The following is a 23,717-nucleotide window of genomic DNA, read 5'->3' on the forward strand; positions in this document are numbered from 1 at the left end:
TACAGAAGTAGAGACCGCACATGGCGGCCCCAATATTATTGTAGAAGCTGTGATTGTTGATATGAAGTTCAGGATTTAGTCGAAGTCGTAGCGTTGAGATAGCCAGGGATCTCCATACATATGATAACCATTCCGCTCCCAGAATCCCGGCTTATCCTTCGCCATGAACTCGATGCCTCGCAGCCATTTGGCGCTTTTCCAGAAATAGAGATGCGGAACCACCATCCTTACGGGTGCTCCGTGGTCGGGTGTCAGCTCTACGCCGTTATGCCGGATGCCAAGAAAAGAGGTCTCCAAGAGGAAATCTGCCAGTGGCAGATTCGTCGTCCATCCATGCTCGGCATGCAACATCACATGGGTTGCTTCTGGCTTCAGTTTCACTTTGCTCATGAGTTCGGACACAGCAATGCCCTCCCACACATTATCCAGCTTGGACCATGTGGTGACACAATGGATATCGTTAGCAAATTCCTTACGCGGCAGCGCCATGAAATCGTTATACGAAATGGTGAACTCTTCCTCCACCAAACCGAACAAACGTAAATCCCATTCGCTCATGTCGTTGTAGTAGGGCACAGACCCATAATGCAGCACAGGCCAGCCTTGTGTCAGCGTTTGCCCAGGAGGAACACGATCACTCGGATCCTGCGGTTGCTTTTGCCCAAATTGCATGGAACACCCTCCATCTGTTCTGCCTTCAAATCTTAGTCGTTACCGATATAGGAACCATATTCCGCAGCACTTAATAAGCCTTCCAATGCTTCTGGTCCTGAAATTTCAACCTCAACCATCCAGCCTTCACCGAAAGACGCATTGTTCACGAGCTCTGGCGAGCCTTCCAGCGTGCTGTTGACAGCCGTTACTTTGCCTGATACTGGGCAGAAAATGTCCGAAACCGTTTTGACCGATTCCACGCTGCCAATGCTCTCATTCGCAGTAACAGAAGCACCTACCTTCGGAAGCTCCACGAATACAATATCCCCCAATTGATCTTGTGCAAAATCAGTAATCCCTATGCGAACCACCGTATCCGATAGCTTCTCTACCCACTCATGCTCTTTGGTGTATAACAAATTGGCTTGTACGTTACTCATCAGTCCACGCCTCACTTACTTACAAATTTTGCTTATAGCTTAATCTACAGAGAACATCAAAGTCAAGACGGACATCATGGAGGGTACAATTCCTATATGAAACAGGCGGATGACTACCTGCCAACCTAAAAGTTACTGTTGACAATTCATACCGATTTAGGCTCATAATGAGGATAAGTAGGCTAATTAAATATTGGCGAATGAGGATACAGGGAGAGACTGTGGAGAATGTTGGCAGCGCCGAAGGAGTAAGCCCAATGTGGTGAATCTCTCAGGCAAAAGGACCTGTATCGGACGCGACTCTGGAGAGCTTCGAACACTCGTTAATCACGAGAAATCGGACACCCAAGGGGAAACTTAACGGTTGAGCATATAGATTCATCCGTTCTAGGCAACTCTCAGGTACAAAGGACAGGGGCAAAAGGTATGTTTGTGTTGCATACCTTTTGCTCTTTTTTTGCGTTTCCGGCAATAATACCAACGGAAAATCACTCGATTGAAGGTGAGGTTATACGCATGCTGAAACGAACACCGCTTTTCCCGATTTACGCGGAGTATGGCGCGCGAATCATTGATTTTGGCGGCTGGGAGCTGCCCGTACAGTTCACTGGCATTCAAAAAGAGCATGATGCTGTCAGGGGGCAGGCGGGGCTTTTTGATGTATCGCATATGGGTGAGGTACGTGTTCAAGGCCCGGATGCATTCGCATTTGTACAACACGTCACGACGAATGATGTGTCCAAACTGGTGGAAGGACAGTGCCAGTACAGCCTCCTATGTTATCCAAATGGCGGTGTGGTTGATGATCTACTCGTATACAAGTTCAGCGACGATGATTACATGCTCGTTATCAATGCCTCCAACATTGACAAAGATATCGCTTGGCTGCAGCAGCACCTGACAGGTCAGGTCAAACTGACCAACATTTCCACTGAGACAGCCCTGTTAGCGTTGCAAGGACCACGGGCTTTATACATTTTAGCTAAATTGACCGACGCACCAGTTGAGAAGTTAAAATGCTTCCATTTCCTCCATGAGGTAAAAGTTGGAGATGTGAAAGCGCTGCTTTCCCGTACGGGGTATACAGGAGAAGATGGTTTCGAGCTTTACATCGATCAAAAGGATGCCATCCCCCTATGGCGGGAACTGCTGGAGGCAGGAACCGAGCATGGGCTCATCCCCACAGGATTAGGTGCTAGAGATACGCTTCGCTTCGAAGCGCGACTCCCCCTTTATGGGCAGGAGCTATCCTCGGAGATTTCGCCACTGGAGGCGGGCCTTTCCTTTTTTGTAAAGTTGAATAAAGGTGATTTCATTGGACGGGACGCCCTACTCGAGCAAAAAACAAACGGTGTGCCCCGCAAGGTCGTTGGCATTGAAATGCAAGAACGCGGCATTCCTCGTCCGCATTATGCTGTATACGCCGAAGGTAAACAGATTGGTGAGGTAACAACAGGTACACAGTCTCCAACATACAAAACGAATGTGGGCTTAGCTTTAATCGACTCCGCGTATAGCGCTCTAGGAACGGAAGTATTCGTTGAAATCAGAGGCACACAAGTGAAAGCTCAGGTCGTCTCTACCCCTTTTCATAAAAAGAAATAATCCCCGAATTCGGGTCGGAAGGAGCATTTTCGGATATGAAACATCGTTATTTGCCTATTACGGAGCAGGATCAAAAGGAAATGCTGGATACAATCGGCATTTCCTCGATGGAAGAGATGTTTAGCGATATTCCGCAGGGGGTGCGGTTTCAAGGTGAACTGCAAGTGGGGAATGCGCTCAGTGAGCAGGGATTACTCCGATATATGCGCGAGTTGGCGGGGCGTAATGCGGATTTTCAGCGCTACGCCAGCTTCCTCGGCGCTGGCATCTATGATCATCACCTTCCGGTGGTGATCAATCATGTGATCTCACGCTCGGAGTTCTACACCGCGTATACGCCTTATCAACCGGAGATTAGCCAGGGGGAATTGCAGGCGATTTTTGAATTTCAGTCGTACATCTGTGAGCTCACCGGCATGGCCGTAGCGAACGCCTCGATGTACGATGGCGCAACCGCGCTGGCCGAAGCAGGCGCGCTAGCCAGCGGCGCGACGAAGCGCAGCCGTCTGCTCGTGTCCCGCGCGGTGCACCCGGAGGCGCGCGCCGTCTTGCGCACGACCGCCCGCGGGCTGAACTTGGACGTCGTCGAGATCTCCGTGACCCCCGAAGGTGTCACGAATCTTGACGATCTCGCGTCCAAGCTCGAGAGTGACGCTGCCGCCGTCATCCTCCAATCGCCGAATTTCTTCGGCTGCTTGGAGGATATCGCGGCTGTGGAGCCGCTCGCGCACGGCGCGGGCGCACTGCTCGTCGTGAGCGCCAATCCGCTCACGCTCGGGCTGCTCGAAGCGCCGGGCAAGCTCGGCGCTGATATCGTCGTCGGCGATTGCCAGCCGCTCGGCATCCCAGCTGCGCTGGGTGGACCGAGCTGCGGCTACTTCGCCGTCGCGGAGAGCTGGATGCGCCGCATGCCGGGGCGCATCGTGGGCCAAACCGTGGACCGCGATGGCAAGCGCGGTTTCGTGCTTACGCTCCAAGCGCGGGAGCAGCATATACGACGTGAGAAAGCCACGTCGAACATCTGCTCCAACCAAGCGCTGCTCGCGCTTTGCGCATCCGTGTACTTGTCCACGATGGGCAAGCAAGGCATTCAGGACGTCGGCACGCTGAACGTCCGTAAAGCGCACTACGCGGCCAATCGCCTTGCCGCGTCACCTAAGTTAGAGCTGCCGTTCACCGGCAGCTACTTCAATGAATTTGCCGTCAAGCTGCCGGACGGCACGAACATCGAGGAGCTGAATCGTCAGCTCCTTCAGCGCCAAATCATCGGCGGCTACGACCTCGGCCGCGACTATCCAGAACTAGCTGGCCATATGCTAATCGCCGTCACCGAGCAACGAACACGCGAAGATATCGATGCCTTCGCAGCTGCATTGGAGGAACTCGTATGAACAACGAAAAAGCACTCATTTTTGAAATGAGCCATCCAGGGCGTGTCGCTTATTCCTTACCAGACTCGGACGTTCCAGAAGTGAATATTGATGAGCTTCTGCCAGCTAAATTCCTGCGACAAGTCGAACCTGACCTGCCCGAAGTATATGAAGTCGATGTCATCCGCCACTACACGGCACTTTCTCGTCGCAACTTCGGTGTGGATAATGGCTTCTATCCATTAGGCTCGTGTACGATGAAATATAATCCCAAAATCAACGAAGACGTCGCCCGCTTCCCCGGCTTTGCTCATATTCATCCGTATCAGCCGGAGGAATCGATACAAGGTGCCATGGAGCTGCTATACAATCTCCAGCACGATCTTGAAGCGATCACCGGAATGGATCGGGTAACCTTACAGCCTGCAGCTGGTGCACATGGCGAGTGGACGGGGCTCATGATGATCCGCGCCTATCACGAGAGCCGTGGTGAGCACCGTACCAAAGTCATCTGTCCAGATTCTGCGCATGGCACGAATCCTGCAAGTGCGACGGTCGCTGGCTTCCAAACCGTCACGATCAAATCCGATGAGCGCGGCCTCGTGAATCTCGACGAGCTGCGCCGTGCCGTCGGTACAGATACCGCCGCTCTCATGCTCACAAACCCGAACACACTCGGTTTGTTCGAAGAACAAATCGTCGAGATCGCCGAAATTGTGCATGCCGCAGGCGGGCTGCTCTACTATGACGGCGCCAACGCGAATGCCATTATGGGCATCACGCGGCCAGGAGACATGGGCTTCGATGTCGTCCATCTCAACCTGCACAAAACCATGAGCACACCGCACGGCGGCGGCGGCCCTGGCGCTGGCCCTGTCGGCGTCAAAGAGCGGCTGATACCTTTTCTGCCGACGCCGCTTGTTGCCAAACGGGAAGATAATAGCTTCTACTTCGACTACAATTATCCACAGTCCATTGGTCGTGTTAAAGGCTTTTACGGCAACTTCGGTATCCTAGTTCGTGCCTATACCTACATCCGCACACTTGGGCCAGAAGGCCTGCGCAAGGTATCCGAGTACGCCGTCCTGAACGCCAACTATATGCTAGCTCGGTTAACGCCTTATTTTGACGTACCGCATCCCCGCTTCTGTAAGCACGAATTCGTGCTATCCGGGAATCGCCAGAAGAAGCTGGGTGTACGTACACTCGAAATCGCTAAAAGATTGCTCGACTTCGGCTACCACCCGCCAACGATCTACTTCCCGCTCAGCGTGGAGGAATGCATCATGATCGAACCGACAGAAACCGAAAGCAAGCAAACCTTAGATAGCTTCATCGACACGATGATCGCCATCGCCAAAGAAGTTGAAGAGACGCCAGAGTTGGTTAAAAATGCCCCTTACACAACCGTCGTCAGTCGGATGGATGAGGCATTGGCCGCTCGGAAGCCGGTTCTGAACTGTACCTGCGGGTAAAAAGACTGAAACCTGCGCTCGCCGGCACGGCTTTAAGGCCCACAAAGGGCCTTATCCTGCGGCCCGGCGCCTCACGGCACAACAATAGCGCCCTTTTGGGGCGCTATTTCCGCTTTTGCCTTTCCGCTGCGCTGGCGGGCACGGCTTTAAGGCCCAAAAAGGGCCTTATCCTGACGCTCCACGCCTCACGGCACAACAATAGCGCCCTTTTGGGGCGCTATTTCCGCTTTTGCCTCTCTGCTGCGCTCGTCGGCACGGCTTTAAGGCCCAAAAAGGGCCTTATCCTGCGGCCCGACGCCTCACGGCACAACAATAGCGCCCTTTTGGGGCGCTATTTCCGCCTTTGCCTTTCAGCAGCGCTGGCAGGCACGGCTTTAAGGCCCGACGCCTCACGCAACACAATAGCGCCCTTTTGGGGCGCTATTTCCGCTTTTGCCTTTCCGCAGCGCTCGCGGCACGGCTTTAAGGCCCCACAAGGGCCTTATCCTGCGGCCCGACGCCTCACGGCACAACAATAGCGCCCTTTTGGGGCGCTATTTCCACTTTTGCCTCTTCGCTTTGCCTTTCCGCTTTTACCTCTCCGCTTTGCCTTTCCGCTTTTATCTCTCCGCTGCGCGCTCTATCAAACCGACAGCTTCTCCACCAACTCGTGCGAAGCCAGCACAAGATCCGCACGAATACCGCACGCATTCGGATCATCCAGCGAATGCAAGAAATGCTGAACGACGCCAGCGAAGCCTCTGCGCTCCAATACGGTATCCCAGCTGCCGAAGGTGCGCAGGCGGGGGGCAGCATTTTTATCATAAAAGACCGCTGACTCCAAATTCGTCACCTCGACGGATCTGCCGCTGCCGTGCAGCTCGACTTTTTCCAAGTCAACACCGGCTAATCTCACCATGCTGTATGAGCCAGTGGCAGAACCGAAACCGAGCATACCTGATGCATGCAGCAACTTGCCGCTGTCATCTACCTGCTGATGGGAAGCCGTCACCTCATAAGGACTATCCCCTAACCAAAGTAACGTATCCAGCATGTGGATCAGATCATCATACAGCGTCTCTTTGGCGCTATGCCCCTGAAGTTTGGTACGATGCTTGACGGCTGAAGCCACATCAAAACCTCCCGCTTCCTGCAACCACATTTTTGCCTCGATATATAACGGCGCATAGCGACGGTTGAAGCCCGCTGCAAGCAGCACGCCTTTTTGCTCCGCATACGCTGCCATTTCCACCGACTCTGCCCACGTATACGAAAGTGGTTTATCCACATAAACCGCTACCCCATGCGCCATGCAGGCCATTACAATATCAAAATGCGTTGACGTCGGGCTATGTACAAATACGGCATCCAAACCAAGGGATAATAGTTCATTCAACTGCGTTGTTCCGAACGGAATCCTATACTTCGTCTTCATGCGTTCAACGGTTGCTGCTGTAGAGCTCATGATACCTACAAGCTCTACCTGCTCATTGACGGACAGCAACGGTAGATATACTTTTTGCGCAATATCTCCTAAGCCGATAAGGCCAATTCTCTTTTTAGACATGTTACACGCCACTCCTTATTTGTGTTCGTAATACATAACGCCCTACCCATAAACCAAGTATGAGTAAAATAGCACCGACCACCGTGGATACGCCATATACCTGAGCCCACATAGGTTGATCAGCAATTAGTGCATATATTTTCCCGCCTGCAACAGGTCCTAGGAAAGCTGCGAATCCCGTGATCGCCGAGTATGTCGCAATGTACATGGGACGCTCACTCTTCGGAGTATCTCCAATTGTAAAAGCAAATACCATCTGATTGAAGCCGCCCAAACCGATACCAAGCACAATATGAACGGCAAACAGCACAACAACAGCTGGTATAAAAGCGATCGCTCCCCATAATAAGCAGGCCAAGGCAATAATCGGCAAAGACCATAACAGCAAAGTTTGAGCCGAGAATCGCGCATTCAGATTGCCCCACACATAATAGCTAGCCATCATCACTAAGGTATGTACCACCGTTATATAGGAAACCGTCCCGTAGGAAATGCTCATCAGCTTCAGCATCACATAGGAAAAAAGAGGCACAGTCAGCCCTTGTACGAAAAGGAAGGCGGCAAGAAAAATAATAGCTCTGAGAAAAGCGCGGTCCATTAATGGTTTCTGGATCATGCCTACAGGATTCGAAGCGGTTGATGGCTCGAAAGGCGGATTCGGGTACATAAAGTACGCAATCACATTGAACACCACACAAACACTGACAATCATGAAAATATAGGTAAAGCCCTGCTCACCTGGATATGTATCAAGAATTTGACCGCCTATGAAAAGCGCCAGCGAGCTTACTCCCCCCAAGATGGTGTTTCGCAGTCCAAAATAACGTCCCCGAATCGGTCCTGGAACCGCATCACTAATGAGCGATGTCCACACAATTCCCCCAGCCGCATTCCCTAGATGAGCAGCGGTGTACAGAATCATATACGTGATGACCCAATACTCTTGCGGTAAAACAAATGGAATAAGACCTACACAAGCCCATAATATTCGATGCGTAGATCCAAAAATAATGAGCATACGCTTTCGATTACGGAATTTTTGCATGACGACTGCCATCGCGATTTGAACGATATTGACGACGGTTGTGATAGCCAGAATAAAACCAATCTCGGTTGAGCTTGCACCTAAGTAAATCAAATAACCGGTTAAGAATGGACCGCCCAACAGTTGAAAAATAATGACAGCAGGAAAGCCTTCGAATGTCGCGACGAATAAGCTTTTACGGTAGGTGGACATCTTTCTCTTCGGCTTACGCGCGTTCGGATCGAATAATTTCAAAGGCATAAACCTCCTTATGTCTGTCTCGCAAGGTTAGCAGGATCTAATAGTTTACAACCTATGGGTCGCTTATGGTAAAATAGTAGGGACTACCTAATCTATCACGTCAGGCGGGATCATCGTAAACCTATGAAACTTAAACTTTTGGGTCTAATCGCAACCTTGTTGCTCTTTTTGACTTTCATTGTACTCTCTATCAAGTCTGAGTCAACTACTTATTTGTATATTGCTAGTGTTTGCCCGCTTCTAGTCGTTCCTTTTCTACCAGATATCCGTTCGAATCAATATATTAAAGCTAATGGCCCTGTACGCCTCATTACAATGGAGAGCAAGGATAGCGGAGATTCCGATTTTCTTGTAATCCTTTTTGAACCAGGCTATATCAAATGGAATGGCGGCAAGCTTTTCTTCAATTTGGCAGATAACATGAAAGATGTGTATGTGAAGCCCGATCCATTGGCAGCAACGCTTACTGTTCTAAAATTTGATCTGCTCACGCACCGCCGCAAGAAGAATTGGATCGGCATCTCCTTGTCACAGTTGCAACAACGCACAGAACAACTCTCTTATACAACCAATGAAGTAAACCGTCTTATTATTCGTATCTCAGATATTCAAGAGTTGCAACAAACCAACATTAACCAGCCTGCTTCTGTAGGGCAACAAGTTGGCGCTTAACAACTCACTAGAAAACACAAAATCACCCAACGTTGGAGATCTCCGCCTACATTAACAGGTAGGTCAGAGGAGTCTCCCTCGCGGGTGATTTTTTATTGGATCCCAAGGCTAAGTAAGCTGCTCACCGCACAAGTATGCGGCTAATGTTCGCACCATCACACCTGTTGCCCCTTTGGGTTCAATGCCTTTGGCCGACCAAAGCCAAGCCGTACCACCGGTATCCAGATGGATCCAAGGTGTTTCCTCAGCAAAGTAACCGATGAACAAACCAGCCGTAATCGCGCCTGCCCAGCGGTCGGAGGAGGTCGCGTTTTTGATATCCGCTACATCACTCTTCAGCATCGCACGGTATTCAGGGTAGTTAGGAAGCTGCCAAACCTTCTCTCCTGCTGCTGTCGCGGCTTGTAGCAATGGCTTCAAGAACTCATCATCATTCGTCACAGCCCCAGTCGCGATATCGGCAAACGAGATTAGGATAGCCCCCGTTAATGTCGCTACATCGATCAGACGGGTCGCTCCATGCGCTTTCGCGTAGGTAATTCCCTCTGCCAAAATAATACGACCCTCCGCATCGGTATTCAGCACCTCCACGGAATGCCCGCTGAGCATCTTGACGATATCTCCTGGGCGGTACGCGCTGCCCGACGTCATATTCTCCGCTGCCGGAATGACCACAACCAAGTTCACCTTCGGCTTCAATTGTCCGACGACGTGCAAGGCACCTAACAGTGTGGCGGCTCCGCCCATATCACTGATCATTTCTTCCATGCCGTCGGGCTTTTTCATCGAGATACCGCCGGTATCGAAGGTCACGCCCTTGCCGACGAGGCCCAGCACGTCGGCATTATCGGGATCACCTGTGTAACGCAAGGTGATCATGCGAGGCGGGTGGACGCTGCCAGCGCCCACCGCTTTGAGGCCGCCCATCCCGCGGGCGGCGATTTCGTGCTCGTCCAGCACTTCGCAAGCGAAGCCGTAGTGCAGGGCGAGTTGCATGGCTTCCTGAGCGAGGGAAGCCGGCACAAGCTTGTTGCCCGGGAGGTTCGTGAGATCCCGGGCATAGTTCGTGCCCTCCGCAACCGCCTCGGCGGCTGCGATCGCTTGCTTCAGAAGCGCTGAATCCGCAGCCGCTTCTGTCAAGAGCACCGCCTGGCGCAGCTCCGCGCGCGCAGGCTCGTTCTTGCGGTACGCCGCAATGCGGTACGTACCGAGGAGCAGCCCTTCGGTCAGCGCCGAGGCGGCTGACCGGCTGTCAAAGCCGCTTGGCAGCTTCAGCGCCAAGCTTTCGAACTGCAGCGCGAGCATCCGCCGCGCTGCGAAGACCGCGGCTGCGCGCAGCGTATCGCGCGTGGTTGCCGGGCCGAGCCCCGCAACCAGGACGTACGCGTACGGCAGCAGCCCGTGGGTCGGCAGCGCCTCGAGCTCGCCTGAGGCGCCCGTGAATAGGCCCTTTGCGCGCATGCGCTCAAGGGCCTGGTCGAGCTGCGGCAAGCCGAGGACACCATCCTGGCGCAGCTCCGCTTCTGTGACGCAGACGAGAATCGCGTCTGCTCCTTCTCTATTTTCCAACAACGAGGTGTACACACCCGTTGTAATGTCTGTTATTTTTGTAAACATAGGCATTGATCCCTACTCTCATCCGTATTTCTATTCCCATCAAACCTGTAATAACTCCCGCTTAATTCCCACACTCCCCTTAATAAAACGAAGCCGCCTTCTGCACAACCGACGACATCGGGAGTTGGTATGGACACTTCGCTTCACAGAGCGGGACTACTTTACAAGGATCATGGTCTGCACAGTTTGTTATTTTTTCCTGATGACGCTGGAAAAATCCATCCCCTTTCGGCAGCAAACCGAATTTCTCCCTAAACTTGCTCGCGATCATCACATCTGGAATTGGGATTTCGAGCGGACAGGAGCAATAGTTGCACCGTCTGCAATCATGTTCACCTAGCTCTATAGCAAGCTGCTCTAGCTCACGACGCTCCTCTGGCCCAACTTCCTTTTTTTGGGCATCCAAATTTTCCTGCACTTCTTTGATGCTGACCATCCCTGAGATCGTTACATGTACATCTTGGCTATACGGATAGCGGATCGCCCGATCTACAGGCTGAATGAAGCCGCCAGATAAGGGCTTCATCGCTACCCGCATCAAATCCATCTCAGCAGCTTTAGGTATCAGTTCATCGAGTGCGAAAGGCTGCGCCAAATTCAGATGAAACAAAATTTGCGAGAATTGCCCCTTCGCAATCCATTTCACAAGAAGATCTGGTCGGTGTCCGGAAATACCAATAAAGCGTACTTTCCCTTCTCGCTGAGCTTCTAATGCTGCCTCGTAAGCGCCGCCAACTTCCATCGCTTTCTTGTATTCTGTCACATTATTCACATAGTGAATTTGTAACAAATCCACATAATCCGTCTTCATACGCACTAAGCTGCGCTCAATTTCCACTTTCGCCGTTGCATAATCACGGGCTCCTGTTTTTGTCGCTAGGAAATAGTCCTGTCGCCGATGCGAGATACACTCTCCAATAATTTCTTCACTATTCCTATAGGCAGCAGCCGTATCTATATAATTAATGCCATGATCCAAGGCATAATTGAGCGCTTCTCTTGCTTGTTCTAACGGTACACTTGGTAAATTCATTGCACCGAATCCCAGTGACGATACTTTATAACCTGACTTTCCGAACGTCGAATATCTCAAAACCCTATTCCCCCTTAGGTTCGCTGACACGCCAGCAGTATTACTTCTCGATCCTCTATGCTCTCCCGCAAGAGCCAATACGTCACTTCAATATTGTAATACAAGTCAGTTCCACTTTCCATGTTCTGCTAGAAGCAGATTACATACAAAAGCACCTGAGACGATGGTCTCAAGTGCTTTTCTTTCCGATCTAACTACCCATTAAGGAGACTTATCGTCTTCCTTCATTCTGATTATTATTATCGTCCCGGTCTCTATCTCCCCAGCCCCAATTCACACCAGGGAATTTCCCGTTGTCATCCCTTTGAAAGGGTTTCACCGTAGGTTTACTCGTGCTTGTCGGCTTCACTGTAGGCTTAGTAGTTGGCTTAGGTGTCGGGGTTGCCTTCGGCGTTGGTGTTGCCTTTGGTGTTGATGTTGCTGTTGGTTTCTTCGTTATACTGGGTCTCCCATCGTCGTCATCTTTACGATCAGGCTTTGGGGTCGGTTTGTGATCATCTTTATTGTTGTTATCGTTATTGTTTTTATCATTTCCGTTGTTCTTACCATTATTGTTATTGCTGTTATTATTATTGTTGTTGTTATTATTTCTGCCGTTATTGTCATTCTTGTTATTATTATCTCTATCATTCTTCGATGATAGCGGCGGTGGCGTTGGTTTATTGGTTACTTTCCCTGGGGCAGTACTCCCATTCCCTTTGCCATTGTTATTTTTACCGTTTTTATCATCATCTTTTGTTGATGAACGCCCCGTATCCGATTTGGAAACAATCGAAGTCTGTTGTGCACGTTCGCTCAGTTTGCCGGATTTCTCGTCAGCGAGCAATCTTTGCAAAGAAGTCTTATCAATCGGTTTATCTGGTTTAACAAACGATTGAATACCACCGTTATCTTTGGCAAGCTGATGAATGGATGTCGTTTTAATGTCATCCAGTGAAACCTTCACACCATTATCAACAGCGTTGAGATAGATTGCATATTTCCCTGCGGATACACCACTCGCTTGTGCTTCCGTTCTAACTTCTTTGGGAGCAGCAAATGCTTGCACCTCGTAGTTTTTCACCTGATCGGGGTGGCTGTCCTCGATATGCTTGGCAACTTGAGCTTTTAGTTTCGTGGCAATAGCTTCATCACTCACTGTTGTTTTGGATTCCACCACGGTTGAAGAAATAATAATATCTCCTTCCCCTTTAGCCAAGGCCCCTTGCTCCGCTTTATCGAGAATATCAGACGTGACATCCTCCAAAGATTTGCCCTCATACACCAAAGCTTGAATTAAATCCTCACCATCTGTATTCAGCCCATGAAGATCACGAACAATCTCATGATCATCAATGCCAATTTCAATACTGGGATTAATATCAATGGTTACGTACGCAACTACGCCATTAGCTGGTACACCTCCAGATAAGGTAGAAACCAAGACGAAGCATACGACAATCGCTGCAGCTAGTGCCGACACGATAGCCATTTGCGGTACTTGCAACCGACGCTTCATCGGCGCGTAGAGAATCTCTTCTCCCAATTCACAGCTGCGCGTCCCTCTAGGCAGCTTATCAAACCGACCCTCTGAATTCATTACAATAATGGAGCTGTCGCTTAATTCCATTACGATCCCCTTGTTCATGCGCTGTTCTTCCTTTCATTCAACTTTCGTCATCACGAATATGTAAGTAATCCCGTAAATACGGATAAGGACCGTTAAAAATAAGTGCAATTGCAATGATGTACTTACGATTTCGCTCCAAAGTTTTCCTTGAAACCTGGACTTGCTCGAGCAGCTCTTTGATCGGCAGCTGTCGTTTCGTCAACAGAGTGCGCATAAGCTCTGAATCCTGTGCAAGTGTACGGCCAATGCCGAACAGCATCTGCCTTGAGTCGTCATGCTTCGGAGAGGCATCTGTCAACTCCGAGAAATTAATTTCAAAATCACTTAAACAGCGATTAAAATCGATAATTTCACTTCGTCTTTCTTCTAAGCCCTTCTGCTTCTCATAGGCTTCAATCGCTTGATGAACCTCAATCGGATTCATTAAGTTGTCTTCATCATCTTCTTGATCAAACGAGCTATAAGGGATTTGCCCTTTAAAGCGTTGTTCCTTACGAATAAAATCAATTAGCCTTCGCCTAATTACGGTCTCTGCGAAACCTAGGAAAGACCTTCCCATGACCGAAGAGTACTGGTTAATAGCTTCATTAAAGGCCGCTAATGCAATACTAAATTCATCATCCCGTGCGGGATCAATAAATCGTTTGCAGAATCTGCTCGTTACTTTAGCTACATACGGTTGATAGTCCGCAATAAATTGATTCCTTAGTCGTAGGTCTCCCGTTTGGATTTGATGTATAGTGACCTCAAGTGAAGAGGCTTGCGGTTCATTTTTTCCATGGGACTCATTCTTTCCCAGAAACTTTTTGAATAGTACCAGTAGCACCTTTCCACCTCACAGTATAGTAGTTTCGTCCTTATGTATATCAATTAGGGGGGTACACATGATGAAAATTATAAATAAATTGCTGATTCATTATAACATAGATCTCTAAATGAGCACCTACTGGCAAATAAACCCTTGTTTACGGTTTCAATTGCTTTATCAATCCTTTATAATATTAAGATAACCTCTATCGATATGTCATCTCGGATGACTGACAGTGAATAGAGGTAACTTTTATTACCAATGAGATGGACGTTTTTGGAAGGCTTATCTTCTGGAGATTTTTCTAATCTGATGTGGTAAGACAGGGGGGTGTTCATATGGAAGCAAACAATCATTTCGGTAAGTTTCTTGAAACGTTACGAGGCAAAGCTTCTTTGCGTAAAGCAGCTAACAAAAGCGGCCTATCACATGCATATATCAGGGATTTGGAGCTAGGAAGAAATCGAACTACGAATGATGTCATTAAGCCTTCTCCGGAGACATTGAGGAAGTTGGCACAAGCTTATCAGTATCCGTATACGGATTTACTTAAAAAGGCAGGATATCTAGAAGAAACTTCCACTTGGTCAAAACCGGCTGAAGTGAATTTAGACAATATCTGGTATGTTGAATTCGGCATTCAATCCATTCTTTATGTCTCTGAAGAGGGTATGAAAGAGGAGCAGGTCGAATCTCTTGTGGCCTTCACCCATTTCATTGAAACGTTAACTGAGCGCAACTTTGTGAAGTTGGATATGCATCTTTTCGTTAATCTGAAAAAAATAAAAAAGTATGCCCCCGCTGAGGGCAGACTTTATTTTGACATCTATGACCACGCACCTTATATTGTTGCAGCAGCCATTCCGCAGAAAAAATATCATCAAATGATACTCGATTATATCGCTTGTAACAATGGTCTTGCTATCGATTCATCGGCATCATCTTCCGCATGTGCTTCATCTTTGAAAACTAAGTTCTTTTCCTAACATGGTATAAAGGAAAAGAATAACTGCCATACTCAACATTTGAATTGGCATTGCTACACTATACACACTTGCTGGATAGGAATGACGGTAGATCAGTCCTAGCAGTACTACAATAATGAACAGGTATACACCGATATTCTCCCGTACAAGCGGAATTTTCGTATAGTTCGACAGAAACGTAAAACCTAAACGAAATTTATACAAACCAAAAAGAATAACAAATTTCACAACTACCACAATAGCACGAGTTGCATTGACGATGACTGGATTGTTTCTCATCTCCAAAAATTCGGCCGATTGCGTGGAATTAAGACTAACGATGACCGTTGTCGAAATAAAGGCACACATCACATAGCCTGAAAGTGCCATAAGTAACGCGGGTACGAACCGATATTTCCAAACAACCATAAGTAATATACAGATAATAGCAGCGAACAATAACGGATTGTTGGCGGTAAGTATCGATCCTGCTACGATAGCAAGCGATAGTTGTTTCCAATAAGGCTTAAGACGAAGCCTAAATAACATTAATGAGAAAAAGAGCATGGGAATAAAATGAAGTACGGATAGAATCAACTTCTCCCCTGTAAACAATTGCCTTTCCCTCTTTTCCCAGTGCTGCCATTATCCAGCGCAGCGAACGATTTTCAACTCCACTTAGAACTATACAGGATAACTGCATTTTTGCGGTCGAAGTGGACTAAGTTGGCTGTTTCTGAGTATAAGATGACATGGTCCTTACAGAGATATAGAAAGGATTGGAGTGAGATTTAAGGAATGGAGCATCGCTTTAGAGTCGCGATCGTAGAAGATAATTATTGGGTAGGGCAATTGCTTGAAAGCTATTGTCAGCAATGTGGGTTGCAGGTCATTGCCAACGTGTCGGACGGGGAGCAATTTCTGAGGGAATACGATAAACTGCAGCCAGATATCTTACTCATGGATATTGGTCTTGAAGGTAATTTGGATGGGATCAGTGTTGTTCAAGCTTTACGCCTTTCTGGATACCAAATGAAGGTCATTATGGTTAGTGGAACAACGAATACCGAACATATCTTGACGGCCTTCCATGAGCTGGATTCTGTCTATTTTCTCTCTAAGCCTGTCGTTCTGCCGAAATTTCAAGCCGCTATTTGCAAAACTATTGCTGAAATCCAACTGGAGCGAAGCCGTATATCGCTGGAACCACAACCTACTTCAGCTACATGGATTACAGTTAAAAATCAAAAATCGCAACTCCCTATTTCCGAAGACGCCATTCTTTTTGTTGAAAAGGAAGACAAACGACTCTCCAGAATCCACTTGGTGAATGGTGCTCAAATGGAATCCAGTTCTAATTTATCTGATATTTTAGCTCAGAGTACGACACATTTGTTCAGCCCCTTCAAGGGCTATCTCGTCAATCTAAGGCACGTCGTTTCCTTCGTGAAGGAAAGCGGGTTTCCCACTTCTCGGAGATTTGTCATTCATTTAAGACATACTTCCGTCAAAATTCCTTTGAGCCGCGATTTGCAAAAGGATTTCGCTAGGCTGCTTCAGGAAATCAAATAAACGCATCCGTCTACATGGACGGATGCGTTTATTGCGTACTTTTTTGTCTTCCAAACGCCTCTAGGAATTCTTAGAGGTTTTTTTATTTTTTAGCTTGTCGCGGCGTGCGCTAAGCATTTTCAATCGTTTCATAAGTTGCTCTTCCCATTCTTGATCGGCAATGGTTTTGGCGAAGCCTAGAAGATCTAGCGCCATGTCAATTTGACAGCGAACGATATCGAGCGGCTCTTCCCCTTCGTGATTGACACAATTATCGTGCAACATATGATCTTTGCCATCTACGTATTCTATAAAATCGACTTCTGCAGCTCCATCCCCATGCGCATACTCGGCGAGAATTTCATATTCATTCTCCACCAAATAGTGAACCTCAATATGGTGACATACCGGGCAGAAGAGAATGGGCACATTGTGAATTTGTGTACGTACGTGCTTCAAAGTACCTTTCGTTCCAATCATACTGGCTCCACAGCAAAAACTCATGGAATTCCCTCCTTAAAGTTTTGCCTTGGCAAAACTCTCTTCGTAAGCATATGCTTCGTCAATCACCGGATTCCTTTAATATATTCGTTACAAATGTGTGAAATTCCTTTTTCATATGAGAGCTAGCTTATGTCAAATCATTCTAAATGTGTTTGAATAAGCATAATTATAGTAATGATCGATCCAATACGTGTTGTCCGAATTCTTAAGATGAAGGGGAGAGCGGCGTGAATATGATTCCGAGTGTTTCCAGACAGATTGCCTTTGTGCAGTATGACGATCAATCTTCCAGCATGACAGTTCAGTATCATACCGGATTCAGAGCCTCCTACACCAATGTAAAACAGGATGAGTATCTCTATGTTTTCACATCGGCGAATCGGTATGATTCTCTAATGAAGCTTACGGAAAGTAGGTTCATGGAAGATAACATGCCAGCCGAGTGATGCATAAGATTTTCTTTCCCCTCATGCAAGCCTGACGAGCAAACCCCTAGTGGTAGGCAAGCAATCTCCTCCCTTTCTATATGGGTGGAGATTTTTGGTTTATATGGTGCATATGCTACAATAAAACATAGGATTAACACAAATTGCTCTTCTTACTACACCTATACAGTCCTCTTGCTTCATGAACTCTGAATTCTGATAACTCTAGAAAAGGTGAGTCTGATCTCTATTCAAGCACGCCCCTTTGCCAATGATCGCGATTCACTTTATTTACTCGCACAATCTCCTGTCGTGCAGTTCATTTATTGGCAGCTCTCAACTAGTAAGCAATTGCTTCTTCAGGAGCACTTCCAGAAGGACTGGCGTTCATTAACTCCCACCCTACGATTTCATGAAGTCGGAGATCCTTCTCCCAGCATGTCATTCACCAAGCTGCAGCAGCCCGTTAAACGGGTCTCAGAGCTATTACTTCCCCAAGAAGATTCCTGCTTTATTCGCGGGTTAACTTCCGGTCAGTCGTACTTTGCAAGTCTTGGTATCCGGAATGAACAAGGCTGTTTCCTTCCGCTCCTTCATTCCAATACGATTCAAATTCCAGAGCTAAGCTTGTCTAACGCACAGCATCCAGCCGAATCTGATCAACCTTACATCTACCAGCTGGCGCCTCTTCTCTTACAGCAAGTAACGTCTGATGCACATGCCTATTTCTCGGCCTATTCGGTGTATGTCCCGAAGAACACTTACCTTGTAGATATGGAATCCGGAGGCGATACTGATTGAGCACTACCGTACAAGGCCATGTTGCTTTGCTATTGCATGCCCATATCCCTTATGTTCGCCATCAGGCATCTGAGATTACGTTGGAAGAACGCTGGTTTTTCGAGGCGGTTGTCGATACGTATCTTCCTCTCATCGACATGATGGAGAGACTTATTGAAGAAGGAGTCCCCTTCCGCCTTACGCTGTCCTTATCTCCTCCACTGCTTGCCATGCTGGAGGATTCCCGGCTGCACTTGCGACTTCGCAAGCACCTCTCCTCGCTTTGCGAGCTGGGGCAGCGAGAAGTGATTCGTCTGTGGGGCGATGAGGACTTCGGCCCCTTAGCCAAACTGTATGCCGATCACTATCACCGGCTCAAGCTCTTATATGATCGTCTGCACGGCGACCTTATTGCGAAATTCCGCAGCCTCAGCAGTACAGGCTGCTTAGAAGTAATAACCTGTGCCGCTACACATGCGTTTCTACCGCTGGTCAAGCACGATGCCACGTTACGCGCACAGCTGGAGGCGGCTGTACAGGAGTTCAGACGGCATTTCGGCGTTGCTCCTGCAGGCATCTGGCTGCCAGAGTGCGGCTATACCCCTGCGCTTGAACCTCACCTGCAAGCGCTGGGTCTTCGCTACTTCGTCGTAGAGACGCATGCGCACACCTTAGCACGCCGCGATGAAACGGCGAACATCGAAGGATTGCCGCTGCGCACGCCAGGCGGCGCTTGTGCATTCGCTCGGGATCCTGAAGCCGGCGCCAACGTATGGAGCGCCGAGGCCGGATATCCCGGCGACCCTGCCTATCGCGAATATTATCGCGATATTGGTCACGATCTCGGCCGCGATGGCGGCGCCGAGTGGGCGTACTTGAAGCCCTACGTGCTGCCGGATGGCGCACGCATCAACACGGGCTTCAAGTACTACAGCGTCACCGGCACGGCCGCTGACGCCAAAGTGCCCTACAACCCGGCGCGCGCCGCTCAGAAAGCTCAGCAGGATGCTGAGCATTTCATCGCTAGCCGGGTCGAGCAGGTGCGCCGCCTCGCGGAGCGGCGCACGGCCCTAGGCGCAGGCGCGGATGCGGCGCCTGCGGAGCCCTCGGTCATCGTATGTCCATACGATGCCGAGCTGTTTGGACACTGGTGGTACGAAGGCCACCAGTGGCTTGAAGCTGTGCTGCGCGGCTTTGCTGCGCGCAGTGATGAAAGCGTAGTCGTGCAGACGACTACGCTTGGCGGCTACGCCGCCGCCCATGCGCCGACCACCGTAGCGGAGCTACCGGTGTCGAGCTGGGGTCGCGGCGGCTATGCCGAGGTCTGGCTGCAGCCGCGCAGCCAGTGGGTTACGCCGCTGCTGCACGCGGCGGAGGATCGCATGGTGCTGGCTGCGCAGAAGCACCATGACCCGGCAGCGCTTAGCAGCTTGCAGCTGCGGGCGCTGAATCAAGCTGCGCGGGAGCTTATGCTCGCGCAGAGCAGCGACTGGACGTTCATACTGGATGCAGATACCGTTCCTTCGTATGCGAAGAAGCGGATTGAAACGCATTTATCTCAATTTCATCACTTACTGAATAACCTAGATAAAGCTGTCTCTGACAAAGAGCTGTCCACTTTGGTTCACGCTTTAGAACGGAAGTCTCCTTTTTTACCAGAACTTCATTATCTCATTTTTCAGTCATCTTCTGCCAAGCAGAACATTCAACGCTCGCTAGTGCATATAGATTCCTTCGTTCCTTTAAAAGAAGTTGCCGTTGCGTCCCATACAGAGGTTGTACAACCCAGCCCATCATCCAAACTGCGTATTCTCATGCTCGCATGGGAATACCCGCCACACGTCATAGGCGGTCTTGCAAGAGCCGTCTGTGATTTGTCCAGACAGCTCGCTTCCGATGGTTATACCGTTCATGTCATCACCTGTGAAGCTCCTGGATGTCTGCCCTACGAACTTTCAGAAGGGGTCCATCTTCATCGTGCGGAAGTACTCCCTGCGGCAGATTCCCTGCATTTCCTGGATCGTGTATTCCAAATGAATATGGCGTTTACAGACCTCATGCTAGGATTATCGCGGCAGGGCTACGTTTTTGATGTGGTGCATGCACATGATTGGCTAGTTTACTACACAGCGCATATTGCTAAGCAACAATTGCAACTCCCGCTGTTAGCAACGATTCACGCAACAGAAACAGGACGAAACCTTGGAAAATTAGAGTCACCGCTTCAGAAGCGGATTCATACCCTAGAAGGTAAATTAACTGAAGCAGCTGATCACCTTATTGTTTGCAGTCTATCCATGCAGCAGGAGATCAAGGCTCTCTTTCATATTCCTACCCACAAAATATCTGCCATTCCCAACGGCGTTGCTTTCTTTCGTACTTCCGAACCATCACGGCCAACCTTGCATGTTCAGCTTACAAACGCCATAACCGCTACGGGTAAGCCGCAACGTATTCTTGCTTTTCTAGGTCGACTTGTCTATGAAAAAGGTATACACACCCTTCTAGCCGCAATGCCGCTCGTGCTCGCGAAATTCCCGGAAGCCAAGCTCGTTATTGCTGGCACGGGTCCGGAGCATGATGCCTTGGCGGCACTCGCTGCAAGCCTAGGAGATCGGGTTAGCTTCCCAGGCTTTCTGGATGAGGCTGATAAAAGCTTACTTTTAGACACGGCAGAGGTTTGTATATTTCCAAGTCTCTATGAACCTTTTGGCTTGGTTGCACTAGAAGCTATGGCCAGTGGGACACCTCTTATCGTCTCTAGTGTCGGAGGCCTCAGTGAAATTGTTAGCCATGGGGTAAACGGATGTACATGTCCTCCAGGCGACAGTAAGGCTTTAGCTGCACAAATCATTCAGCTTTTAGATCAGCCACAGTATGCCACTAAGCTTGCTTCAACTGCTTTACGTACTGTTCATAGTCATTATGACTGGGGGAAAATCGGATCTTTGACAATTCAGGTTTACGAGGCTGTCATCTCCTAACAAGCTGCCTTCAATCAGTCATTCCCCGCATCAAAAGGAAATAATCAAGTAATTTGGAGATCTTCTCCAAATGTAAGCGTGACCAGTAAGAATTTTCAGTTTTTTTTCAAAGAATCATTGATTCCTTTGTCAGAATTAGGTAACCTAATTGCAAGACTTGTGCTCTATCGTTCAGTCCTCTTGGTGGGATCTGAATGCGCGATCAAACAAATAAGTGGGGAAGTGATTGTATTGCCAAGACATCTGGTCATCGGAAATGGAAAATTCCTTATTAACCTCGATCAGCATTCCTACATGCGGGATCTGTACTATCCTTTCGTAGGCCAGCTTAACCATATTGGCGGTTATCAGTGCCGTGTTGGTGTATGGGTAGATGGTGACTTCGCATGGCTGAATGCCCCTGAGTGGCAATTCAAGCTCGCGTATGTGGAGGATTCCCTTGTCACAGAAGTGACAGCTACACATCCCGGCCTCGGTGTAACTCTTCTTATGAATGACGGCGTTCACCAGCGTGAGGATATTTATTTGAAGCGAATTCACATTACCAATCACACGAATACGGTTCGTGAAGTACGCATGTTCTTCAACCAGGATCTGCTCATTAATGAGACGGAGGTTGGCGACACAGCCGCTTATTACCCTTCAACGAATACCGTCTTTCATTATAAAAAAGATCGTTACTTTATGTTTAACGGCAGCACCGGCACAGAAGGTATATTTCAATATTCTACTGGTGTCAAAAGATTCTATAACGCCGAAGGCACATGGCGCGATGCGGAAGATGGTCATTTGATGGGGAATGCCATTGCACAGGGCTCTGTCGATAGTACGATCTCGTTCCGACTCTTCGTTCCTCCTAACGGAGACCAAACCCTCTACTACTGGATGGGCGCAGGCAAGAATCTGGAGGAAGTTAAAAAGCTCGACGCCTACGTCAAAGACAGCCACCCTGGCAAGCTGCTTGATCGTGTGACGGTCTATTGGCAGCGTTGGGCGAACAAAATCGAGCGCGACTACTTCGATCTCACACCTGAAGTGCAACGCCTCTTCAAACAAAGCCTTTTGCTCGTTCGCACGCAAACCGATGTTAACGGGGCAATTATTGCAGCGAATGATTCTGATATCATGCAAAGCAACCGTGATCATTACAGCTACATGTGGCCACGTGATGGTGCATTAATCGCTTACTCCATGTCCATGGCTGGTTACCAAGGAATGATTATTCCATTTTTTAACTTCTGCGCAAACGTGCTTTCACCGGAAGGATACCTGCATCACAAATATAATCCAGACGGAACCGTGGGCTCCAGTTGGCATCCCTACATTCATTCTGGGCGCGTGCAGCTTCCAATTCAGGAAGATGAAACGGCGCTCGTCTTATACGCTCTCTGGCAGGATTTCCAGAAGAATGGAAGTTTGGAATTTGCGCAATCGTTATACCGCAATTTGATCCGTCGAGCAGCCAGATTTATGTCCACTTACATTGATCAAGAACTGAACTTACCTAAACCGAGCTACGATTTGTGGGAGGAACGTTACGGAATCTACACCTTTACAGCCTCTGCTGTATATGGTGGCTTGATCGCTGCCTCCAACTTCAGCAACCTCTTTGGGGATGAAGAGCGGAGCAATCGCTACAAGCATACCGCGGAGAAAATTAAATCCGGCATCCTGAAGCATCTTTGGGACGAAGGTGAACAACGATTCGTTCGCGGCTTGTATATGGAAGACGGTCAATGGGTCAAAGATATGACGCTGGAAAGCTCTGTGTACGGCATTTTTGAGTTTGGTGTATTGCCTGCTGATGATCCACGTGTGGTCAGCACGATGCAAGCTAACAAAGAAGGTCTCATGATCAAAACCGAAGTCGGCGGCTCAGCCCGTTATCATCATGATTATTACTTCCAACGCTCGACAGACATTGAAAAAGTGCCAGGGAATCCTTGGATTATCTGTACACTCTGGATTGCTGAATGGGAAATTGAGTACGCCAAAACGGTTGCTGACCTTGAAGCTCCGCGCAAAACGCTGGAGTGGGTCGTCAAGCACGCCATGGAAAGCGGCGTATTGTCCGAGCAATTGGATCCATTCTCCGGCGAGCCGGTGTCTGTTGCTCCTCTTACTTGGTCCCATGCGACTTATGTACTGACTGTGGTCAAATATTTAAACAAATACAAACAACTTTTAGGAAAGTAAACGATAGTAAACGGAGGACAGGAGTAAATCTTGTCCTCCTTTCATATTCGACCATAGGGGGATCTGGTTCTGGGGAATTTAAATTTCTATATCTTATGTATCATCATTCTTTATTTGCTTTATGTGATATTCTCCCGC

20 protein-coding genes and 1 riboswitch are annotated in these 23,717 nt (G+C 48.7%); of the genes, 10 read left to right on the forward strand and 10 right to left on the reverse strand.

The window, feature by feature from the left end:
- Window positions 1-75: 75 nt before the first annotated feature.
- Together AC58QT_RS12880 and gcvH are read right to left on the reverse strand one after the other, a co-directional pair.
- On the reverse strand, window positions 76-672 hold the full coding sequence (locus AC58QT_RS12880) for a sulfite oxidase-like oxidoreductase (protein ID WP_497409326.1): 597 nt from the start codon (window positions 670-672) through the stop codon (window positions 76-78).
- A 32-nt stretch (window positions 673-704) separates the two neighbouring features.
- The gene (gene gcvH, locus AC58QT_RS12885) at window positions 705-1,094 is read right to left on the reverse strand and encodes a glycine cleavage system protein GcvH (protein WP_056609175.1); all 390 of its coding nucleotides are present in this window, start codon (window positions 1,092-1,094) and stop codon (window positions 705-707) included.
- Window positions 1,095-1,294: 200 nt separating this feature from the next.
- A riboswitch (glycine riboswitch) is annotated at window positions 1,295-1,391 on the forward strand.
- 213 nt (window positions 1,392-1,604) lie between these two features.
- Here gcvH and gcvT point away from each other — a divergent pair.
- Genes gcvT through gcvPB form a run of 3 tightly spaced genes read left to right on the forward strand, consistent with a single transcriptional unit; the run spans window position 1,605 to window position 5,544 of the window.
- Window positions 1,605-2,699 (forward strand): glycine cleavage system aminomethyltransferase GcvT, encoded by a 1,095-nt coding sequence (gcvT, locus tag AC58QT_RS12890; RefSeq protein ID WP_497409714.1) that lies wholly within the window; start codon window positions 1,605-1,607, stop codon window positions 2,697-2,699.
- A 35-nt stretch (window positions 2,700-2,734) separates the two neighbouring features.
- Window positions 2,735-4,090, forward strand: a complete 1,356-nt coding sequence (gene gcvPA, locus AC58QT_RS12895) for an aminomethyl-transferring glycine dehydrogenase subunit GcvPA (protein ID WP_497409327.1) — start codon at window positions 2,735-2,737, stop codon at window positions 4,088-4,090.
- Window positions 4,087-5,544 (forward strand): aminomethyl-transferring glycine dehydrogenase subunit GcvPB, encoded by a 1,458-nt coding sequence (gene gcvPB / locus AC58QT_RS12900; protein ID WP_497409328.1) that lies wholly within the window; start codon window positions 4,087-4,089, stop codon window positions 5,542-5,544. Before gcvPA ends, gcvPB begins: the two co-directional genes overlap by 4 nt.
- Window positions 5,545-6,166: 622 nt before the next feature.
- Here the strand turns inward: gcvPB and AC58QT_RS12905 are convergent.
- Together AC58QT_RS12905 and AC58QT_RS12910 are read right to left on the reverse strand one after the other, a co-directional pair.
- Window positions 6,167-7,090, reverse strand: coding sequence for a Gfo/Idh/MocA family protein (locus AC58QT_RS12905; RefSeq protein WP_497409329.1), 924 nt, complete (start codon window positions 7,088-7,090; stop codon window positions 6,167-6,169).
- Between the two features lies 1 nt (window position 7,091).
- Complete coding sequence (locus AC58QT_RS12910) at window positions 7,092-8,369, reverse strand: MFS transporter (RefSeq protein WP_497409330.1); 1,278 nt, start codon at window positions 8,367-8,369, stop codon at window positions 7,092-7,094.
- 129 nt (window positions 8,370-8,498) lie between these two features.
- On the opposite strand from AC58QT_RS12910, the gene AC58QT_RS12915 reads away from it, so the two are divergent.
- On the forward strand, window positions 8,499-9,047 hold the full coding sequence (locus AC58QT_RS12915) for a hypothetical protein (protein WP_497409331.1): 549 nt from the start codon (window positions 8,499-8,501) through the stop codon (window positions 9,045-9,047).
- A gap of 108 nt (window positions 9,048-9,155) precedes the next feature.
- On the opposite strand, the gene AC58QT_RS12920 is transcribed toward AC58QT_RS12915, so the two are convergent.
- From AC58QT_RS12920 to sigI, 4 genes are all read right to left on the reverse strand, one after another.
- Window positions 9,156-10,670 (reverse strand): leucyl aminopeptidase, encoded by a 1,515-nt coding sequence (locus AC58QT_RS12920; protein WP_497409332.1) that lies wholly within the window; start codon window positions 10,668-10,670, stop codon window positions 9,156-9,158.
- 73 nt (window positions 10,671-10,743) lie between these two features.
- Window positions 10,744-11,757 (reverse strand): aldo/keto reductase, encoded by a 1,014-nt coding sequence (locus AC58QT_RS12925; RefSeq protein WP_497409333.1) that lies wholly within the window; start codon window positions 11,755-11,757, stop codon window positions 10,744-10,746.
- A gap of 211 nt (window positions 11,758-11,968) precedes the next feature.
- Window positions 11,969-13,384 carry an anti-sigma-I factor RsgI family protein gene (locus tag AC58QT_RS12930; RefSeq protein WP_497409334.1) on the reverse strand — a complete coding sequence of 472 codons (1,416 nt, stop codon included), beginning with the start codon at window positions 13,382-13,384 and terminating at the stop codon, window positions 11,969-11,971.
- A 19-nt stretch (window positions 13,385-13,403) separates the two neighbouring features.
- A complete protein-coding gene (sigI, locus tag AC58QT_RS12935) occupies window positions 13,404-14,192 on the reverse strand; it encodes an RNA polymerase sigma factor SigI (protein WP_497280951.1) in 789 nt (262 codons plus the stop codon).
- Window positions 14,193-14,512: 320 nt separating this feature from the next.
- On the opposite strand from sigI, the gene AC58QT_RS12940 reads away from it, so the two are divergent.
- The gene (locus AC58QT_RS12940; RefSeq protein WP_497409335.1) at window positions 14,513-15,160 is read left to right on the forward strand and encodes a helix-turn-helix domain-containing protein; all 648 of its coding nucleotides are present in this window, start codon (window positions 14,513-14,515) and stop codon (window positions 15,158-15,160) included.
- Here the strand turns inward: AC58QT_RS12940 and AC58QT_RS12945 are convergent.
- The gene (locus AC58QT_RS12945; protein WP_497409336.1) at window positions 15,131-15,754 is read right to left on the reverse strand and encodes a hypothetical protein; all 624 of its coding nucleotides are present in this window, start codon (window positions 15,752-15,754) and stop codon (window positions 15,131-15,133) included. The genes AC58QT_RS12940 and AC58QT_RS12945 overlap by 30 nt on opposite strands.
- Window positions 15,755-15,937: 183 nt before the next feature.
- On the opposite strand from AC58QT_RS12945, the gene AC58QT_RS12950 reads away from it, so the two are divergent.
- Window positions 15,938-16,711 carry a LytR/AlgR family response regulator transcription factor gene (locus AC58QT_RS12950; protein WP_497409337.1) on the forward strand — a complete coding sequence of 258 codons (774 nt, stop codon included), beginning with the start codon at window positions 15,938-15,940 and terminating at the stop codon, window positions 16,709-16,711.
- A gap of 60 nt (window positions 16,712-16,771) precedes the next feature.
- Here AC58QT_RS12950 and AC58QT_RS12955 read toward each other — a convergent pair whose 3' ends face one another.
- A complete protein-coding gene (locus AC58QT_RS12955) occupies window positions 16,772-17,194 on the reverse strand; it encodes a hypothetical protein (RefSeq protein WP_497280944.1) in 423 nt (140 codons plus the stop codon).
- Window positions 17,195-17,427: 233 nt separating this feature from the next.
- On the opposite strand from AC58QT_RS12955, the gene AC58QT_RS12960 reads away from it, so the two are divergent.
- The 4 genes from AC58QT_RS12960 (at window position 17,428) to AC58QT_RS12975 (ending at window position 23,579) form a co-directional block, all read left to right on the forward strand.
- The gene (locus AC58QT_RS12960) at window positions 17,428-17,640 is read left to right on the forward strand and encodes a hypothetical protein (RefSeq protein ID WP_310501334.1); all 213 of its coding nucleotides are present in this window, start codon (window positions 17,428-17,430) and stop codon (window positions 17,638-17,640) included.
- A gap of 213 nt (window positions 17,641-17,853) precedes the next feature.
- On the forward strand, window positions 17,854-18,420 hold the full coding sequence (locus AC58QT_RS12965; RefSeq protein WP_497409338.1) for a DUF4912 domain-containing protein: 567 nt from the start codon (window positions 17,854-17,856) through the stop codon (window positions 18,418-18,420).
- The gene (locus tag AC58QT_RS12970; RefSeq protein WP_497409339.1) at window positions 18,417-21,383 is read left to right on the forward strand and encodes a 1,4-alpha-glucan branching protein domain-containing protein; all 2,967 of its coding nucleotides are present in this window, start codon (window positions 18,417-18,419) and stop codon (window positions 21,381-21,383) included. The genes AC58QT_RS12965 and AC58QT_RS12970 overlap by 4 nt, the downstream gene beginning before the upstream one ends.
- Before the next feature lie 231 nt (window positions 21,384-21,614).
- The gene (locus tag AC58QT_RS12975) at window positions 21,615-23,579 is read left to right on the forward strand and encodes a glycoside hydrolase family 15 protein (protein WP_497409340.1); all 1,965 of its coding nucleotides are present in this window, start codon (window positions 21,615-21,617) and stop codon (window positions 23,577-23,579) included.
- The last annotated feature ends 138 nt before the right edge of the window (window positions 23,580-23,717 follow it).

It is taken from the genome of Paenibacillus sp. J31R109, assembly GCF_059692055.1.

Coding starts and splice junctions, on each gene's coding strand:
- AC58QT_RS12960 (WP_310501334.1), top strand. CDS start 17,428: ATGATTCCGAGTGTTTCCAGACAGATTGCCTTTGTGCAGTATGACGAT.
- gcvH (WP_056609175.1), bottom strand. CDS start 1,094: ATGAGTAACGTACAAGCCAATTTGTTATACACCAAAGAGCATGAGTGG.
- gcvPA (WP_497409327.1), top strand. CDS start 2,735: ATGAAACATCGTTATTTGCCTATTACGGAGCAGGATCAAAAGGAAATG.
- AC58QT_RS12955 (WP_497280944.1), bottom strand. CDS start 17,194: ATGAGTTTTTGCTGTGGAGCCAGTATGATTGGAACGAAAGGTACTTTG.
- AC58QT_RS12940 (WP_497409335.1), top strand. CDS start 14,513: ATGGAAGCAAACAATCATTTCGGTAAGTTTCTTGAAACGTTACGAGGC.
- AC58QT_RS12920 (WP_497409332.1), bottom strand. CDS start 10,670: ATGCCTATGTTTACAAAAATAACAGACATTACAACGGGTGTGTACACC.
- gcvPB (WP_497409328.1), top strand. CDS start 4,087: ATGAACAACGAAAAAGCACTCATTTTTGAAATGAGCCATCCAGGGCGT.
- AC58QT_RS12880 (WP_497409326.1), bottom strand. CDS start 672: ATGCAATTTGGGCAAAAGCAACCGCAGGATCCGAGTGATCGTGTTCCT.
- AC58QT_RS12950 (WP_497409337.1), top strand. CDS start 15,938: ATGGAGCATCGCTTTAGAGTCGCGATCGTAGAAGATAATTATTGGGTA.
- AC58QT_RS12930 (WP_497409334.1), bottom strand. CDS start 13,384: ATGAACAAGGGGATCGTAATGGAATTAAGCGACAGCTCCATTATTGTA.
- AC58QT_RS12915 (WP_497409331.1), top strand. CDS start 8,499: ATGAAACTTAAACTTTTGGGTCTAATCGCAACCTTGTTGCTCTTTTTG.
- AC58QT_RS12905 (WP_497409329.1), bottom strand. CDS start 7,090: ATGTCTAAAAAGAGAATTGGCCTTATCGGCTTAGGAGATATTGCGCAA.